5 protein-coding genes are annotated in these 19,985 nt (G+C 67.8%); all 5 read left to right on the top strand.

The annotated features are described in order from the left end of the window. Positions 1 to 67: 67 nt before the first annotated feature. The 5 genes from purL to KHN93_RS17435 all read left to right on the top strand — a co-directional run bounded on the left by purL (position 68) and on the right by KHN93_RS17435 (position 19,981). Positions 68 to 4,120 (top strand): phosphoribosylformylglycinamidine synthase, encoded by a 4,053-nt coding sequence (gene purL, locus KHN93_RS17455; RefSeq protein ID WP_211920916.1) that lies wholly within the window; start codon positions 68 to 70, stop codon positions 4,118 to 4,120. A 746-nt stretch (positions 4,121 to 4,866) separates the two neighbouring features. Continuing rightward, on the top strand, positions 4,867 to 8,841 hold the full coding sequence (locus tag KHN93_RS17450) for a YadA-like family protein (RefSeq protein ID WP_104624047.1): 3,975 nt from the start codon (positions 4,867 to 4,869) through the stop codon (positions 8,839 to 8,841). 206 nt (positions 8,842 to 9,047) lie between these two features. Next, positions 9,048 to 10,805, top strand: coding sequence for a S8 family peptidase (locus KHN93_RS17445; protein WP_425600184.1), 1,758 nt, complete (start codon positions 9,048 to 9,050; stop codon positions 10,803 to 10,805). Positions 10,806 to 11,348: 543 nt separating this feature from the next. Beyond that, positions 11,349 to 17,876, top strand: a complete 6,528-nt coding sequence (locus tag KHN93_RS17440) for an ESPR-type extended signal peptide-containing protein (RefSeq protein ID WP_211920911.1) — start codon at positions 11,349 to 11,351, stop codon at positions 17,874 to 17,876. Between the two features lie 221 nt (positions 17,877 to 18,097). Beyond that, entirely contained in the window at positions 18,098 to 19,981 is a 1,884-nt protein-coding gene (locus KHN93_RS17435; protein ID WP_016901936.1) for a diffusible signal factor-reguated S8 family serine peptidase, read from the top strand. Positions 19,982 to 19,985 lie beyond the last annotated feature (4 nt).

The raw sequence follows: 19,985 nt of genomic DNA, 5'->3' as shown, positions 1-19,985 counted from the left end.
GGGTCCGGCGCCGACGCATCAGCTCCGTTACAATCTGCAGCCCCGTTTCTGACACGGTTCCCCGGACATGATGGTCCTCGAGGGCGCTTCCGCCCTTTCGCCGTTCCGCCGCGCTCGGCTCGAAACCCGCCTGCAAACCCTCGTTCCCGCGCTGCGCATCACCGGCGCCTGGCACGTGTACTTCATCCGCGCCGAGGCCGGGCAAGCGCCCGACCAGGCCATCTTGCAGCGGATCCTGCAGGCCGAAGCCGCCCCCGCGCCGCGGGCCGAGGATGCTTCCTCGCGCTATGTGGTGCCGCGTCTGGGCACCTTGTCGCCGTGGTCGAGCAAGGCCACCGAACTGGTGCGCGGGGCCGGGCAGCCGATCCAGCGCGTGGAGCGCGGCACCCGCATCGATCTGGCCGGCTGGCCGGCCGACCAAGCGATGCAGGCCGCCGTGGCCAAGCTGCTGCACGACCCGATGACGCAGTCGCTGCTCGGCTCGGCCGCGGCCGCCGAGGCGCTGTTCAACGTGCCCGATCGCGGACAGTTGCAGCGCGTGCCGCTGGCGGCGCTGGAACAGGCCAACCGCGACCTCGGCCTCGCCCTGGCGCAGGACGAGATCGACTACCTGCGCGAACGCTTCGCCGAGCTGGGCCGCGACCCGGCCGATGTCGAGCTGATGATGTTCGCCCAGGCCAATTCCGAGCACTGCCGGCACAAGATCTTCAATGCCAGCTGGACCATCGACGGCAAGCCGCAGGAACGCTCGTTGTTCCGCATGATCAAGCACACCCACCAGCAGACCCCGCAGCACACCTTGTCGGCCTACAGCGACAACGCGGCGGTGGTGGAGGGCGTGCCGGCTGCGCGCTATCGCCCGGATCCGGCCAGTGGCGAGTACCGTGCCGAGGCGGTGCTGCCGTCGGCGTTTGCGATCAAGGTCGAGACGCATAACCACCCCACCGCGATCGCGCCGTTTCCCGGCGCCGCCACCGGTGCCGGTGGCGAGATCCGCGACGAAGGCGCCACCGGCCGCGGCGGCAAGCCCAAGGCCGGGCTGACCGGGTTCACGGTGTCGCACCTGCGCATCCCGACCCTTCCGCAGCCGTGGGAGGCGCCGCGCGCGCTGAACCCGCGCATGGCTCCGGCGCTGGACATCATGCTCGACGGCCCACTCGGCGGCGCCGCGTTCAACAACGAATTCGGCCGGCCGAACCTGCTCGGCTATTTCCGCAGTTTCGAGCTTGCCGAAGGTGAGGGCCTGACCCGCGCCTACGACAAGCCGATCATGCTGGCCGGCGGCCTGGGCGCGATCGATCGCAATCAGGTCGAGAAGCTGCGCCTGCAGCCCGGCGATGCGGTGATCGTGCTGGGCGGCCCGGCGATGCTGATCGGCCTGGGCGGCGGTGCGGCCAGCTCGGTGGCGGCCGGCGACAGCGCCGAGGCGCTGGATTTCGCCAGCGTACAGCGCGAAAACCCGGAGATGGAGCGCCGCTGCCAGGAGGTCATCGACCGCTGCGTGGCGCTGGGCAGCGACAACCCGATCCGCTGGTTTCACGACGTGGGCGCGGGCGGCCTGTCCAATGCCATCCCCGAGTTGCTGCACGACTCCGGCGTGGGCGGCATCATCGACCTGGGCCGCGTGCTCACCGACGATCCCTCGCTGTCGCCGCTGGAACTGTGGTGCAACGAATCGCAGGAGCGCTACGTGCTGGGCGTACCGCAGGCACGCCTGGACGAATTCGCCGCCATCTGCGCGCGCGAACGCTGCCCGTTTGCCGCCGTCGGCGTGGCCACGGCCGAGGAGCGGCTCGTGGTTGGCTATGGCGTGTTTGGGGACGGGATTGGGGAGTCGGGATTCGAGATTCGCAACGGCAGTCGGCCTGCCTCTGATCTCGCCCTGGCTTCCAACCAATCCCCAATCCCCAATCCCCAATCCCCGCTCCCGATCAACCTGCCGATGGATGTGCTCTTCGGCAAGGCACCAAAGATGCATCGCGATGCGGTGCATCCGCCGGCGCCGCAGTGGCCGGTGCTGCAGACCGCCGCGCTGGACCTGCAGCAGGCCGGCCTGCGCGTGCTGGCGCATCCCACGGTGGCGTCCAAGAGCTTTCTGGTGACCATCGGCGACCGCAGCGTGGGCGGCCTGACCGCGCGCGAGCAGATGATCGGGCCGTGGCAGCTGCCGCTGGCCGATTGCGCGATCACCCTGGCCGGCTTCGACACCTTCGCCGGCGAGGCGATGTCGATCGGCGAGCGCACCCCGCTGGCGTTGTTGAACGCCGCCGCGTCGGCGCGCATGGCGGTGGGCGAGGCGATCACCAACCTGTGCGCCGCGCCGGTGCAGACGCTGGACAGCATCAAGCTGTCGGCCAACTGGATGGCCGCCGCCGGTCACGCCGGCGAGGACGCCCTGCTGTACGACGCGGTGCGCGCGATCGGCATGGAGCTGTGCCCGGCGCTCGAGCTGAGCGTGCCGGTGGGCAAGGATTCGCTATCGATGCAGGCGCAGTGGGTTGACACTGGGATTGGTGATTCGGCATTCGGGATTGGCGAAACGCCGCAGCCTTCCGCCGTTGCGAATCCCCAATCCCCAATCTCCAATCCCATCGCCCACAAGAGCGTTTCACCGGTCTCATTGATCATCAGTGCATTCGCGCCGGTCGGCGATGTGCGCACGCAGTTGACGCCGTTGTTGCGTAGCGACGAAGAGAGCGAGCTGTGGTTGATCGGGCTGGGTGGCGGCAAGCAGCGCCTGGGCGGCTCGGTGCTGGCGCAGGTGTATGCCGACGCTGCGGCATTGCCGGCGTTCGGCGGCGAGGTGCCGGATCTGGACGATGCGCAGCGGCTGCGCAGCTTCTTTGAACTGATCCGCGCGGCGCGCGAGAGTGGCCTGTTGCTGGCGTATCACGACCGCAGCGATGGCGGTGCGTTTGCGGCGCTGTGCGAGATGGCGTTCGCCTCGCGGCAGGGCCTGGACATCACTCTCGATGCCTGGGGCGACGATGCGTTCCGCAGCCTGTTCAACGAAGAACTGGGTGCGGTGGTGCAGATCGCCAGCGAGGACCGCGCCGCGTTCGCCGATCTGGTCGAGCGGCATGCGCTGACCGAGTGCGCGCAGCGCATCGCACGCCCCACCGGCGCGCCGCGCATCCGCGTGAGCGGGCAGGGCCGGGTGCTGGCCGAGTGGCGTTGGGAAGCCTTGTTCGACGCCTGGTGGTCGGTGACGCACGCCATGCAGAAATTGCGTGACAACCCGGAAACCGCCGACGAGGAGCGCGCGCAGGCACGCGACTTCCAGGCGCCGGGATTACGTCCGAAGCTGGTGTTCGACCCCTCCGAAGACGTGGCCGCGCCGTTCGTGGCGACCGGTGCGCGGCCCAAGGTGGCGATCCTGCGCGAGCAGGGCGTCAACGGGCAGATCGAGATGGCCTACAACTTCGAGCGCGCCGGCTTCCGTGCGTTCGACGTGCACATGAGCGACCTGATCGAAGGCCGCGTGGATCTGGCGCAGTTCTCCGGGTTTGCCGCCTGTGGCGGCTTCAGCTACGGCGACGTGCTGGGTGCCGGCCGTGGCTGGGCCACCTCGATCCTGGAGCGCTCGGCCTTGCGCGATGCGTTTGCCGCGTTCTTTGCGCGCAGCGATACCTTCGCGCTGGGTGTGTGCAACGGCTGCCAGATGCTCAGCCAGCTCAAGGACATCATTCCCGGTGCCGAGCATTGGCCGCGCTTTTTGCGCAATCGCAGCGAGCAGTTCGAAGCGCGCACCGCCTTGCTGGAGGTGGTGGAGTCGCCATCGATCTTCCTGCGCGGCATGGCCGGTTCGCGGATCCCGGTGGCGGTGGCGCATGGCGAAGGCCGCGCCGAGTTCGACACCGTGGTGGATCAGGCGGCTGCCCGTGTGGCCCTGCGCTTCATCGATGGCGATGGCGCGGTGGCATCGCAGTACCCGCTCAATCCGAACGGCTCGCCGGACGGCATCACCGGGCTGACCAGCAGCGACGGTCGCGCCACCATCCTGATGCCGCATCCGGAGCGCACCCCGCGCACGGCAAACCTGAGCTGGCACCCGGCCGACTGGGGCGAAGACTCGCCGTGGCTGCGCATGTTCCGCAACGCGCGGGTCTGGTGCGGTTGACGGTGGAGAGGTGTGCGGCGTGAGCTGAAACGCCGTACCAACCGTGTCATTGGACGGCCGTGTGCAGCGATGCACACGGCCGTTGTCGTTTCCGGTGTCGGAGTTGCGCGACTGCATGGGGTGGTATCGAGTCCTTCGATCGTTGCCGCGAGCGGCGTGGCGATGCGTGGTGCTTTATGAGCAAGAAAATGCATGGCCGCGTTTGGGTCGACTGCAGGCTCCGAAGGAGCCGGGCTCGCCTGCGACGTCTGCCAATGGCAGCCACGTCCTTGCACGCAGCGCGCGCAGCGGCAGGACACTCGAGAAAAACGCGGTTTTCCAGCCTGGCCTGCGGCCAGCACAAGGCTTGTCGCCATCACGTTGCATGCGTTGCTGGTGGGGGCGGACGCCTGCGGTCGCATTGGCGCAGTTGCGATGAACTGCATTTAGTGAAGGTCGAAACATGGTTTACTTTAAGTAACTATAAAAACTACTAGGTATTTAGTCGAAGTATCTGGTGATGCTGCTTGTGTGACGTCAATCTCAATTGAATTTTTGGTTTTTCAATAGATTCAGACCACGTTATGAATCTTCGATTCATGGCGTTTCTGCAGCACTTTATGGATTGATCGTGGATGCTTTTGCGCGGGTAGTTCCCGCTGCAGAAGCAGGGCGAGTGCGTTTTCGATAAACCTCAGGGGGACCGTGCGATGCAATCGCACGGTGGTCGGTTTTTACATGCCAGACCAATGGGGAGTAAGTCGTTAATGAAGCGAATTCAATTGGATGCCGGTGGTGAGCAGCGTGCTCATTGCCGAACGGTAAGGCTTGCCCGCGATACGGGAAATCAAGCGTTATATCGATCTGCGGGGCATGCGCGCGGCAGGCTGGCGGCGGCAATGCTGCTGGCGCTTGCCGGCATGGCTGGAGTTGCCCAGTCCACGACCACGCAAGCCGACGCGTTTGCACATTGCACGATGGTCCAAGGCCAACAGCGTTGCGACACCGATGCGGCGACAAGCGACAGCGACAGCGCCGCGCCTGCAACAGCGCGCGCGCAAGCAGCGGCAACGCCTGCCGCAGATGCCGATGCACCGGCGTTCGTGGATGGGCAGGATGCGCTGGCCCTGGGCAATGCGAGCAATGCACTGGGCGATGGAACCAGCGCGTTCGGCGGCGGAAGCCTGGCATTGGAGCGCGACGCCACCGCGATCGGACACAACGTGTCAGCCGCAGGGGAATCGGCAACCGCCGTCGGCAGCGTGGCAACGGTCTACGACTACGACGCGTCCGGATTTGTCATCGGCCAACGCGAACAGGCCACGCAGGCGACCGGTGTGGGGGCCACCGCCGTCGGCGGCGGTGCAGTGGCTGGGGATCCGTTTTCCAGCGCCGTTGGCAGCGGCGCCAGCGCTACTGGCGTGCAGAGCGCGGCGCTGGGTTATCGCGCACAGACCTTCAACGACGGCGCCACCGCGATCGGCGGTTTGTCCACGGCAAGCGGTTTTCTTTCCACCGCCGGCGGCTATAGTTCGCGTGCCAGCGGAGACACGTCCACCGCCTTCGGTTACCGGGCGCGCAGCCAAGGCAGCAGCAGTATCGCGGTAGGCGATACCGCATTGGCCAGTGGCGTGCAGAGCGTGGTGGTCGGTGGCATCAGCAACTTCGGCTCGATCACCGCCGCCACGGGAACAGGCGGCATCGCGCTCGGTGCAGGTGCGCAGAGCCAGTCCGATTATGCGATTGCCATTGGCTACGATTCCAATATCTTTCCCAATGCGCCAGGCAATACCGATGCAGTGGCGATCGGCCATAGCGCCGGTTCGTTCGCGCCACGCACGGTGTCGCTGGGTGGCTTCTCATTAGCGATGGGCGACGGTGGCATCTCGATCGGTCACGACAGCACCGCCTACACTGAAAACAGCATCGCATTGGGCGCACGTGCCAGCACCTCGTGGTTCAACGGCAACAACACCGCGATCGGTGCAGATTCCGAAACCAATGGCATCGATGCGGTGGCGATCGGCTATGGCGCGCGTGTGGGCGATTTTGTCGACGATGCCTGGAACCGCTCTGCCTCCAGTGCCGTTGCACTGGGCGCGCATTCCTACGCGAACCGCAGCAACACGGTGTCGGTTGGCGATGTGCAGGCGGGGCTGACGCGGCAGATCACCAGCGTGGCGGCAGGCACCGAGGCCAACGATGCGGTCAATGTCGCCCAGCTCGACAGCGTGCGTGCGGTGGCCGACCGTCTCGACAGCACGCTGGCCATTGGCAAGACCGATACGGACGAAGTCGCTGCCCATGTCGACGGACTCAATGCGCTGGCGCTGGGGAGCGCCAGCAACGCGATCGGCGATGGTGCCAATGCGCTGGGCTCGGGCAGTCTGGCGCTCGGGCGCGATGCCGTGGCCGTCGGCCGCAACGCCAGCGCAGCCGATGCCTCGGCCGTTGCAGTGGGTGGCGTCGCGTCCGTGCCGGTGTTCGATGCGGCGGGTTCCATCATCGGCGCGCAGGAACAGGCCACCCTGGCCCAGGCGAGCGGTGCAGCGGCGCTGGGCAGCGGGGCGATTGCCACGCGCAGCTTCGCCACCGCGGTCGGCACGGGGGCTGCGGCCAGCGGTGAGCAATCGATGGCGGCGGGATTCAGCGCACGTGCGCAGGATGATGTTGCCACCGCGGTGGGCGCGTTCTCGACCGCGCGCAGTGCGGCGGCGTCGGCCTTCGGATTTGGTGCGCGGGCCGATGCGAGCATGACCACGGCGGTGGGCTTCAATGCCTCCAGTCTTGGCGAGAGCAGTGTTGCCGTGGGCAGTCTGGCGGTTGCCGCCGGCGAGCGCAGCGTGACGCTTGGCGGCATGTCGCTGATCAGCTCCACTCTCAGGCCGGCGGGTGCGTTCCGGGTCGGTGGCGTTGCCATTGGCGCCGGTGCGCGCAGCGACGGCGATTACGCCGTTGCGCTCGGCTACAACGCCAACGTGTTTTCCAACGACAACAATACCGACGCGGTGGCGATCGGCCATAGCGCCGCGTCGTTCGCTCCGCGCACGGTGTCGCTGGGGGCATTGGCATCGGCCGAGGGCGCGGAGGGCATCGGCATCGGCTATGACGCGCGTGCCACCTCCAGCAGGAGCATCGCGATCGGGAGCGGTGCCAATACGTCGATCCTCTATGGCGACAATATCGCGCTGGGAACCAACGCCAAGGCGGATGCACCCGATGCGATTGCGATCGGGCGCAATGCCAACGTGGGCGTGTTCGTCGGTGAAACGGGCAGCGCGGCGGTGGCATTGGGCGTGCAATCCAATGCGCTGGGCGACAACAGTCTGGCAGTGGGCTACAACGCGTTTACCCGCGAGGGTGGCCGTGATGCCGTCGCACTCGGTGCCAATGCCGGTGCCAGCGGTGCCGATTCGGTGGCGCTGGGCGCAGGTTCGCGCAGCTACGAGGCCAACGTGGTGTCGGTGGGCAACGGCAATGGCCGCGGTGGTCCGGCCACGCGCCGCATCGTCAATGTCGGCAATGGTGTGATTGCCGGTGCCAGTACCGATGCGATCAACGGCGGCCAGCTGTTCCAGTCGTTGAGCAATGCCGCCAGCTTCCTCGGCGGTGGTGCGGCGATCGGTGCGCAGGGCGTGTTCGTTGCGCCGACCTACGTAATCCAGGGCAGCAGTTACCGTAATGTGGGCGAGGCGCTGACTGCGCTGGACAGCAAGGTCAGCGAGCTGGATGCGCGTGGTGGTACGGCGACGCCTGGCACTGCGGTGCGTTCGGTTGCGGCGCGTTCGGCGACGGCGCTAGCCCCGGCTGCGGAAGCCTCGACTGTCGCCACTACCGCAGATGCGATAGACGATGGCCTGCTGTCGACATCGCTGGCGGCTGACGGCATGGCCGACAGCGCGGTGTCTTCCGTCACTGCAACGGCGAGCGGGCTTGCCGCAAGCAACGCGGTCCTAGGCACGCCGACCGCCGCAGTGGTCGGCAGCATCACCCCGGCGGCAACGTCCACCGCCGTCGGCACGGCCGCAGTGGCCAACCACGTGACCAGTACCGCAATCGGCGGCAGCGCGTATGCGCATGGCCCCAACGACACCGCGATCGGCAGCAATGCGCGCGTCAATGCCGATGGCAGCACCGCGGTCGGCGCCAACACGCAGATTGCCGCGGTAGCGACCAATGCGGTGGCGATGGGCGAAGGCGCGCAGGTCAGTGCGGCCTCCGGCACGGCGATCGGCCAGGGCGCACGTGCCAGTGCACAAGGTGCGGTCGCGCTGGGTCAGGGTTCGGTTGCCGATCGTGCCAACACGGTGTCGGTGGGCAGCGTCGGCGGCGAGCGTCAGGTGGCCAATGTGGCCGCCGGCACGCGAGCCACCGATGCGGTCAACAAGGGCCAGCTGGACAACGGCGTTGCCGCGGCCAACAGCTATACCGACAGCCGCTACAACGCGATGGCCGACAGCTTCGAGACCTACCAGGGCGATATCGAAGACCGTCTGCGCCGGCAGAACCGTCGCTTGGATCGTCAGGGCGCGATGAGCTCGGCGATGTTGAACATGGCTGCCAGCGTCGGTGGCATCGCCACGCAGAACCGCGTCGGTGCCGGTGTCGGTTTCCAGAACGGCGAGTCGGCGTTGTCGGTGGGCTATCAGCGTGCGATCAGCCCGCGCGCCACCTTGACGGTGGGCGGCGCACTCAGCGGTGACGACCGGTCGATCGGCCTGGGTGCCGGCTTCGGCTGGTAGCGCAGGTCTTGCCATCGCAGCGGCTGCGCTCGCGGCGGCTGCGTGCTCACTCATTTGTATTTCATCTTGAAGAGGACGTCATCGTGATTCAGCCCCATCGTTCCCGAACCCTCGCCATTGCCTGCAGCGCGGTGCTGTCGCTCGCCAGCGGCATCGCCAGCGCGGCCACACCAGACGGCACGCGCAGCGCGCAACAGTTGCAGGCCATGCGCGATGCACCGGTCGACGCCATCATCGTCACCTATCGCAGCGGCACAGTGAGCGCGCGCAACGTCGGCGCAGCGTCCACGGCCACCATCACTGCGGCGGCATCACGCGCGGCAGTACGCCTGGCGCCGGCCACGCGCAGCGGCGCGCAGGCGGCGCCGACCCATGTGCGTACCCTGGCGGTGGGCGGTGAGTTGATCCGGCTACCCACGCAACTCAGCCGCAGCGACGCCGACCGCCTGGTACGCGAGCTGCAAGCCGATCCTGCGGTGGAACATGCGCAGATCGATGCACGCGCCTATCCGTTGCAGAGCAGCGGCGGCAGCTTGCCCAACGATCCACTGCTGGGAAGCAATCAATGGCATCTCACCGATCCGGTCGGCGGCATCGATGCGCCGGCGGCGTGGAAGACCGCGCAGGGCGAGGGCGTGGTGGTGGCGGTGATCGACACCGGCATCCTGCCGGCGCATCCGGATCTGGCCGGCAATCTGCTGCAGGGTTACGACTTCATCACCGATGCCGGCCGGTCGCGACGTCCGACCGATGCGCGCGTGGCGGGTGCGCTGGACCGTGGCGACTGGGAAGCCGAAGACGGCGAGTGCGGCATTTTTTCCGCGGCGCATGACAGCTCCTGGCATGGCACGCACGTGGCCGGCACGATCGCCGAAACCACCGGCAACGGCATTGGCGGTGCCGGTGTGGCCTACAAGGCCAAGGTGCTGCCGGTCCGCGTGCTCGGTCACTGCGGCGGGTCGTTCTCGGACATCACCGATGCCATCGTGTGGGCGTCCGGCGGGCATGTGGAGGGCGTGCCGGACAATCGCGACCCGGCGGAAATCATCAACATGAGCCTGGGCGGCTTTGGCCCCTGCGATTCGGTCACGCAGGCGGCGATCGACGGTGCGGTGTCGCGCGGCACCACCGTGGTGGTGGCGGCCGGCAACGATGGCTCGGATGTGTCCAGTGCGGTGCCGGCCAACTGCGCCAATGTGGTGTCGGTGGCGGCCACCCGCCTGACCGGCGGCCTGGCGTACTACAGCAATTTCGGCAGCTTGATCGATCTGGCCGCGCCTGGCGGCGGCGCGCGCGATCTGGCAACCGACACCTTGTACGACGGCCCGATCGGCAGCTGGATCTGGCAAACCGGTTACACCGGCAAGACCACGCCCACGTCCGGCCAGTTCGACTACATCGGGCCTGGCTTTGCCGGAACCTCGATGGCCTCGCCGCACGTGGCGGGGACTGCCGCACTGGTGCAGAGCGCGCTGATCGCCGATGGCAAGCCGCCGCTGACACCCGCCGCGCTGGAACGCCTGCTCAAGCGCAGTGCGCGCGCGTTTCCGGTGCAGTTGCCTTTGAGCACGCCGGCCGGCAGCGGCATCGTGGATGCCGGCGCGGCGATCGATCGCGCGCTGCGCCGCTGCGACAGCGGCGATCTGGGCTGCCAGCTGGATGCGCAGACGCTGCGCAACAGCGTGCCCGAGCGCGGCTTGTCCAACGTGGCCGGCGACGCCGGTGTGTTCGCCTTCGAAGCGAACGCGGGTGCGGTGCTGAGCTTCATCAGCTTCGGCGGCAGCGGGCAGGCGGCGCTGTATGTCGCCTTGGGCCGCGCGCCGAGCGCGACCGACAACGACGGCATGTCCAGCCGCAGCGGAACCAGCCAGACGGTGCGCTTCACCGCACCGCGTGCGGGAACCTATTTCATCCGGCTCGACGGCAGCAGCTTCGATGGAGTGAGCCTGTTGGCGCGCCAGTGATCCGACACATGGCGGCGCGAGGGGGCGCTGACGTCGGTTTCCTGGCGCAGTGGTGCGGGTAAAACCGCTCTCGTCGTGGACCGTGATGGGCTGAGTGGTCGGCGCGGGGAGCGCTGACCCGATTCCTGACCTGTTCGGCGCGTGATTTTGCGCAACCAAGCCTGCTGGCGTCCTGCCAGCGGGCTTTTTTGTCTGCTGTGGACATGCGTATTCAGCTTGGAAATGTCTTCCAAGACATGATCTAGATCGCTGTTTTCCAAAGAATTATCAAAAAACGAATAAAAGCAAGCCGAAGTGTGATGGAAAACACACTCAGCTTCGCTTTCTGTCAAAAACTTGACGCCTGATTTGACCGCTGTTAACACTTCGCTCAGTTCTATGGTTGGGTAGCGTTCACTTTTTGACTATCCAGGGTGCAGCTTCCCGCGCACCGCCATTTGGCCCATGGCGCCAATCACCACGGGGATCGCAGCGGCTGGAAGGCCCTCGCGATGGTGGGTGTTCGTCAAAAAACCAGTCCCAACATTCAGGAGCAGTGCGTCGATGAATCGGATTTATCGCAAGGTCTGGAACAAATCGTTAGGCGTGTGGGCCGTGGCATCGGAATTGGCTAGCGGCGACAGCCCGGGCGCAGTGAGCACCGCCGCATTCATCGACCGCCGCCAGAGCCGTTGCCTGGTTGCCGCGATCGCCCTGGCGCTGGGTAGCGCCGGCATCGCACTCCCCCTTTCTGCAATGGCGCAATCGGTCGAGGTCGGCCGCGGCGCATCGGCACCTGCCGCCAACGCCACTGCCATCGGCGCCGGCAGTCGCGCCAGCGCGACCGGCGCGCTCGCCAGCGGTGCCGATAGCAGCGCCAGCGGCGTGAACAGCAGCGCGATCGGCCGCCAGACCAATGCGATCGGCGAGAACGCGGTGGCCATCGGCTACAACAGCTTCGTACGCCAGAGCGGCGAAAACGGCGTGGCGCTCGGCGCCAACGCCGGCGTGACCGGCGCCAACTCGGTGGCGCTGGGCGCAGGCTCGCGCACCCACGAAGACGATGTGGTGTCGGTCGGCAGCGGCAATGGCCGCGGCGGTCCGGCCACGCGCCGCATCACCAACGTCAGCGCCGGCGTCAACGCCACCGACGCGGTCAACGTGGCGCAGTTGCGCGACGTGGCCGATGTGGCCGAAGACACGGCCACGTTCTTCAAGGCGACTCCGGGCGAAGACAGCGTCGGCGCCTATGTCGAAGGCGATAGCGCGCTGGCTGCCGGCGATGCCGCCAATGCGGTGGGCACGGCGACCACCGCACTGGGGACCGGTGCCAATGCGGTGGCCGACAATGCCACCGCGGTCGGCGCCAATGCACTCGCGTCCGGGCAGAACAGCGCGGCATTCGGCCATAACGCGCAGGCCAACGGCCCCGGCAGCGTGGCCGTTGGCGGCGCTGCGGTGGACGAAGACGGCGAGCCGTTGATCACCAGGGGCGGCGTGCCGGTCACCACCGGCGCCACCAGTGCCGGCGTCGGCGGAACCGCGGTCGGCGCCAGCGCCAATGCCGATGGCTTCGCCGCCTCGTCGTTCGGCGTCGGTGCGTATGCGGCCGGTGCGCAGTCTTCCGCGTTCGGTGCGGTGGCCAATGCGGCAGGCGATTACGCCACCGCCGTGGGCACGCAGACCAGCGCCAGCGGCACCAGCAGCACCGCTGTCGGTGGTCCGGTCGATTACATCCCGGGTCTGGGCTTCTTCGTACAGACCCAGGCCAGCGGCGAAGCCTCCACCGCGCTCGGCGCCGGTGCGATCGCATCGGGCAGCTACACCACGGCAGTGGGCACGCTCAGCGAAGCCTCCGGCACCGAAGCCACCGCGGTGGGTTACTTCGCCTATGCACCTGGCGAAGGTGCCACGGCAGTTGGCCCGGAATCCTGGGCCAGCGGCGAGCTGAGCACCGCGCTGGGTTACTACAGCACCGCACGCGGCGCCAACTCGGTGGCCTTGGGTGCCAATTCGGTGGCCACGCGCGCCAACACCGTGTCGGTGGGTGCGGCTGGCGACGAGCGTCAGATCACCAACGTCGCCGCCGGTACCGAAGGCAGCGATGCGGTCAATCTCGATCAGCTCACCGCAGTGTCCGACGTTGCTTCGACCACCGCGCGCACGTTCGTGGCCACCGGCGATGGCACCGCGATTGCCGAAGGCGTGGACAGCGTTGCGGCCGGTTCCAATGCATCGGCTTACGAGGATTACAGCACTGCGCTGGGTTCGAGCAGCCTGGCGTCAGCGGTCAACACCACGGCGGTCGGCAGTGGTGCGGTGGCCAATGTCAACAATGCCACCGCGCTCGGCTTCAACAGTATCGCCAGCGACCGCTATGCCACCGCCGTGGGTGCCGACAGCACGGCATCGGGCTTCTATGGCACTGCGGTCGGCGGCACCAGCGTGGCCAATGGTCGTGGCGGTACCGCAATCGGTTTCGAAAGCATCGCCAATGGCCTCGAATCCACCGCGCTCGGCTTTGCCAGCGTGGCCTGGGGCGACACCAGCACCGCAGTGGGTGCGGAAAGCACCGCCTACGGCGCGGGCAGCGTCGCGGTGGGCATCACCTCGGCCGCCAGCGGCAGCGTTTCGGTCGCCATCGGCGACAACGCCTATGCCGGCGGTGGGCGTGCAATCGCCATCGGTTCGCAGTCAGTCGGGTATGGCGATCGCAGCATTGCGCTGGGCACCGAGGCAGTCGTCGAAGGCGCAGACAGCATTGCGATCGGCGACGGCGCGCGGATTGCGGTCGACAACAGCGTTGCGCTCGGCGTCGGCGCAGTGGCCGATCGCGCCAGCACGGTGTCGGTGGGCACGGTTGGCGGCGAGCGTCAGATCACCAATGTCGCTGCCGGTACCGAAGGCACCGATGCGGTCAATCTGGATCAGCTCACGGCAGTGTCCGAGGGCGCCGCCAACACCGCGCGCACGTTCGTCGCCACCGGTGACGGCACCGCAATTGCCGAAGGCGCCGACAGCGTTGCGGCAGGTTCCGATGCGTCGGCGCTCGCCGATAACAGCACGGCGCTGGGTGCCAGCAGTATCGCCAGCGGGCGCGGCGCAACCGCACTCGGTTATGAAAGCCTTGCCAACGGTGCTGCATCCACTACGGTGGGTATGGCCAGCGTGGCGTGGGGCCAGGGCAGCACGGCACTGGGTACCGACAGCGTGGCCTACGCCGACAACAGCGTGGCGCTAGGCGCCGGCGCGGTTGCCGATCGCGACAACACGGTGTCGGTCGGCAGCGTCGGTGGCGAGCGCCAGATCACCAATGTCGCCGCCGGTACTGAGGGCACCGATGCGGTGAACCTGGACCAGCTCGATGCAGTCGGCGAAACCGCCGAAACCACTGCGCGTCTGTTTGCCGGCACCGGCACCGGCACCGCCGATGCGCAGGGCGAGGACGCCACCGCAGCCGGCTCCAACGCCACTGCGAACGGCGATTACAGCAGCGCGTTCGGTTCCAGCAGCCAGGCCACTGCGATCGGCGCTGTCGCCATCGGCAGCGGTGCCAGCGCCACCGCGCAGTACGCCAATGCGGCCGGTTACAACGCCGCTGCCAGTGGCTACGGAAGCATTGCCAACGGCGCCTTCAGTCAGGCCAGCGGGGATTACGCCGTGGCCGTGGGTGGCGAGAGCGAAGCCACCGGCGCGCAGAGCACCGCGCTGGGTGCGGCGGCAGGTGCGTATGGCGATGGTTCCCTGGCCGCCGGCACGCTGAGCGTGGCCGATGGCAGCGAAACCACTGCGGTGGGCTATTTCGCCAGCGCCAGTGGCGAGTCGGCCACTGCGGTCGGCGCAGAAAGCGTGGCCGATGGCACCAGCGCGGCCGCGTTCGGCTTCGGTGCCGAGGCCACCTCCAACTACTCCACCGCCTTGGGCGGCTATTCCAGTGCGACCGGTTTCAACAGCACCGCGCTGGGCAATTTCAGCACCGCCAGCGGCTCCAATACCGTGGCCGTGGGTGGCGATGCCACCGCAACCGGCGACTACAGCGTTGCGGCCGGCCAGGGCAGCGTGGCCAGCGGCTACAACAGCGTGTCGGTCGGTGGCGCCCTGCTCGGCCTGTTGCCGACCGAAGCCTCCGGCGACTTCTCCACCGCGCTCGGCGGCGCGGCATGGGCACCGGGCCTCAACAGCACCGCGCTTGGCAATTTTGCCGAATCCACCGGCGAAAGCAGCGTGGCGCTGGGCGCCGATTCGGTGGCCGATCGCGACTTTGCGGTCTCGGTGGGCAGCGCCGGCAACGAGCGTCAGATCACCAATGTGGCTGCCGGTACGCAGGGCACCGATGCGGTGAATCTGGATCAGCTCAACGCCGTTGCCGAAACCGCGCAATCCACCAGCAAGTACTTCCAGGCCAGCGGCAGCGATGACAGCGATGCCGGTGCCTACGTCGAGGGCGACAACGCCCTGGCCGCAGGCGAGGGCGCCAATGCCACCGGTACCGGCGCCACGGCGTTGGGTGCCGGTGCGCAGGCGGTGGTCGATAACGCAACAGCGGTTGGCGTGAGTGCGCTGGCCAGCGGAACCGGCGCAGCGGCGGTGGGCAACAACGCCCAGGCCACCGGCGAAAATAGCAGTGCCGTCGGCAGCAATGCCCTGGCCAGCGATGTCGGCGCCAGCGCAAACGGTGCCGGCGCGCAGGCGATTTCGACCTATGCGACCGCGCTCGGCAGCGAAGCGGTGGCATCGGACAACCAGGCCACCGCGGCCGGTTTCCGCAGCACCGCCTCCAATGTCGGCAGCGCCGCCTTCGGTGGCTACAGCGAATCCAGCGGCAGGCTGTCGTCGGCGCTGGGCTATGGTGCGGTTGCATCCAGCGACTACAGCACCGCCGTGGGTGCCGCCGCACTGGCCTCCGGCGCAAGTGCAGTGGCCGTGGGCGAATTCAGCGAAGCCACCGGCGAAGAAAGCGTGGCCGTCGGCGGCAGCACGTTCTTCGGCTTCATCCCGGCGCGTGCTTCCGGCACCGGTGCTGCTGCATTCGGTGCGGGTGCGTGGGCCACGGCCGACTACACCACCGCCATCGGCTGGAATTCGTATGCCGACGGCGTCAATGCCACCGCGCTCGGCCAGAGCGCGGCGGCACTTGCCGACAACTCGCTGGCCCTGGGTGGCAACAGCCGCGCCGATGCGGTCGGCGCCAGCGTGGTCGGTGTGGATGCATCGGCAACCGGCATCAACAGCACCGGTGTCGGTCGTCAGGTCAATGCGATCGGCGAGAACGCGGTGTCGGTGGGCTACAACTCGTTCGTGCGCCAGAGCGCGGTCAATGGTGTGGCCCTGGGTGCCAACGCCGGTGCGACCGGTGCCGATTCGGTGGCGCTGGGTTCGGGCTCGCGCACCTACGAAGCCGACACGGTGTCGATCGGCAGCGGCAATGGCCGCGGCGGTCCGGCCACGCGTCGCATCGTCAATGTCAGCGACGGCCAGGCGGCGACCGATGCGGTCAACAAGGGCCAGCTGGATGCCCTGGCGGCCGATGTGCAGACCACCACCGGCATGGTGCAAACCACCGGTGAAGGGGTGGCCAGCGCAACCGGTGATCGCGCCACTGCGGCGGGCGCCGGCGCAACCGCCAGCGGCGCACGCAGCGTGGCGATCGCCTCCGGCAGCCGCGCCTCGGCCACCGGCGCCAGCGCCATGGGCGTGGACAGCAGCGCCAGCGGCGTGAACAGCACCGCGATGGGCCGGCAGACCAATTCCATCGGCGAAAACGGTGTGGCATTGGGCTACAACTCCTTCGTGCGCCAGAGCGGTGCCAATGCGGTGGCGCTGGGTGCCAATGCCGGTGCCAGTGGTGCCGACTCGGTGGCGTTGGGCTCGGGCTCGCGTACCTACGACGCCAATGTGGTCTCGGTCGGTAGCGGCGATGGCCGCGGCGGCCCGGCCACGCGCCGCATCGTCAATGTCGGCAACGGTGCGATTGCCGGTGCCAGTACCGATGCGATCAACGGCGGCCAGCTGTTCCAGTCGCTCAGCAACGCCGCCAGCTTCCTAGGCGGTGGCGCGGCGATCGGTGCGCAGGGCGTGTTCGTCGCGCCGACCTACGTGATCCAGGGTGCCAGCTACAACAACGTCGGTGCGGCATTGACCGCGTTGGACAGCAAGGTCACCGAGCTGGATGCACGCGGTGGTACCGCAACGGCCAGCACCGCGGCGCGCACGCTGTCGCTGCGCACTGCAGGGGTGCCTGCAGTGGCTGCGAGCGCAGTGAGCGCATCGAGCAATGCCGTTGCCGATACCGGCGCAAGCGTGCAGGGCACGCCGACCGCCGCAGTGGTCGGCAGCATCACCCCGGCTGCAACATCCACCGCCGTCGGCACGGCCGCAGTGGCCAACCACGTGACCGGCACTGCGATCGGCGGCAGCGCGTATGCGCATGGCCCCAACGACACTGCGATCGGCAGCAACGCACGCGTCAATGCCGATGGCAGCACCGCGGTCGGCGCCAATACGCAGATTGCCGCGGTGGCGACCAATGCGGTGGCGATGGGCGAAGGCGCGCAGGTCAGTGCAGCCTCCGGCACGGCGATCGGCCAGGGCGCACGTGCCAGTGCGCAGGGTGCGGTCGCGCTGGGTCAGGGCTCGGTTGCCGATCGTGCCAACACGGTGTCGGTGGGCAGCGTCGGCGGCGAGCGTCAGGTGGCCAATGTGGCCGCCGGCACGCGTGCCACCGATGCGGTCAACAAGGGCCAGCTGGACAACGGCGTTGCCGCGGCCAACAGCTATACCGACAGCCGCTACAACGCGATGGCCGACAGCTTCGAGACCTACCAGGGCGATATCGAAGACCGCCTGCGCCGGCAGAACCGTCGCCTGGACCGTCAGGGCGCGATGAGCTCGGCGATGTTGAACATGGCCGCAAGCGTCGGTGGTATCGCCACGCAGAACCGCGTCGGTGCCGGTGTCGGTTTCCAGAACGGCGAGTCGGCGTTGTCGGTGGGCTATCAGCGTGCGATCAGCCCGCGCGCCACCCTGACGGTGGGCGGCGCACTCAGCGGTGACGACAGTTCGATCGGTGTGGGTGCCGGCTTCGGCTGGTAACGCGCCGCTGCATGACACGCGGCGGCGCCGATGTGCGCCGCCGCGCCAGAGCAAGGCCTGAGGGGGCGGGCAAGGACCGTGGCTGGGCCGGCCAACGGATTCGATGGAGTGATGGCCTTACCAGGAGTGGCTGATCGAACGCAGCGCACTGCACCGCAGTTGCGCCGCAGTTCGGAAGCCGCTCCCAGCTGATCGACGAAAAACACGAAGAGGACTTCACCGTGATCGACAAGAATTTCCGTCTCTCCCCGCTGACCGGCGCCATCCTGATGATGGCGCTCGGTGCATCGGGCACGCTCGCTGCTGCCCCGAAACTGCTGGTCAAGGAACCGACCCAGGCAGCATCGGCCGGCGCTGCGTTCAGTAGCCGCCTGATCGTGCGCTACAAGGACAACACTGCTGCCGCGACCGATCGCGCCAGCAAGCTGAGCGCGGTGCAGGCTGCGGTCGGCCGTGTCGGTGCGAGCACCGGCGCACGCAGCAGCGCAGCCGCCGCCAAGGCGACGTATGTGCGCAAGCTTGGCATCGGCTCGGACCTGATCAAGCTGTCCAGCACGTTGACCACCGCCCAGGTGGACAAGGTGGTGGTCGAGCTCAAGAACGACCCGTCCGTGGCCGATGTGCAGATCGATCGCATGCTGCGCCCGGTCGACATCAAGAAGAGCGTCGCCGCCACCGACGTGACCCCGCAACTGGTCCCCAATGACCCGCTGTACGCGCAGTACCAGTGGCATCTGAGCAACCCCAACGGCGGCATCAATGCGCCGGCCGCATGGGATCTGTCGCAGGGTGCAGGCGTGGTGGTGGCAGTGCTGGATACCGGCATCCTGCCGGGCCATCCGGACTTTGCCGGCAACCTGCTGCAGGGTTACGACTTCATCACCGATGCCGAAGTCTCGCGTCGTCCCACCGATGCCCGCGTGCCGGGCGCGCTGGATTACGGCGACTGGGAAGAGGCCGACAACGTCTGCTATGACGGCTCGGTGGCACAGGAAAGCTCCTGGCACGGCACCCACGTCTCGGGCACCGTGGCCGAGGCGACCAATAACGGCGTGGGCATGGCTGGCGTGGCGCCGAAGGCGACCATCCTGCCGGTGCGCGTGCTCGGCCGTTGCGGCGGCTACACCTCCGACATCGCCGATGCGATCGTCTGGGCGTCCGGCGGCACGGTCGCTGGCGTGCCGGCCAACACCAACCCGGCCGAGGTGATCAACATGAGCCTGGGTGGCGGCGAGCCCTGCGATTCGGCCACCCAGCTGGCGATCAACGGCGCGGTCGCGCGCGGCACCACCGTGGTTGTAGCGGCCGGCAACAGCGGCGAAGATGCGGCCAACCATTCTCCCGCCAGCTGCAACAACACCATCACCGTGGGTGCCACGCGCATCACCGGCGGCATCACCTACTACTCCAACTACGGCAGCAAGGTCGACCTCTCCGGCCCGGGCGGCGGTGGCAGCGTGGACGGCAATCCGGGCGGTTACATCTGGCAGGCCGGCTACACCGGCGCGACCACGCCGACCTCGGGAACCTATACCTATATGGGCTTGGGTGGCACCTCGATGGCATCGCCGCACGTGGCCGGTGTCGTCGCCCTGGTGCAGAGCGCGGCGATCGGTCTGGGCGATGGCCCGCTGACCCCGGCCGCGGTGGAAGCCCTGCTCAAGCAGACCAGCCGTCGCTTCCCGGTGACCCCGCCGGCCAGCACCCCGATCGGCAGCGGCATCGTCGATGCCAAGGCCGCGCTGGAAGCGGTGCTGGTGGAACCTTGCGATCCGGCCACCGAGAGCTGCGCGCCGACCGCCATCGCCCTGACCAACAAGGCCCCGCTGACCGGCCTGAGCGGTGCTTACGCCAGTTCCACGCTGTACAGCTTCGAAGCCAAGGCCGGTGCCGTGCTCAGCTTCATGACCTATGGCGGCACCGGCGATGTGTCGGTGTACGTCAGCCATGAAGCCGAGCCCAGCGCCACCAGTTACGACGCCAAGTCGACCCGCCCGGGCAACAGCGAAACCGTGCGTTTCACCGCCCCCAAGGCCGGCACCTACTACATCAAGTTGGTGGGCGCTGCCGACTACGCGAAGCTGACGCTCGTCGCACGACAGTAAGCCG

This window comes from Xanthomonas arboricola pv. juglandis (assembly GCF_905367715.1).
Lineage (GTDB): Bacteria > Pseudomonadota > Gammaproteobacteria > Xanthomonadales > Xanthomonadaceae > Xanthomonas > Xanthomonas arboricola.
Note: the sequence above shows the minus strand (reverse complement) of the source record. Positions and strands in the feature narration are given on the sequence as shown.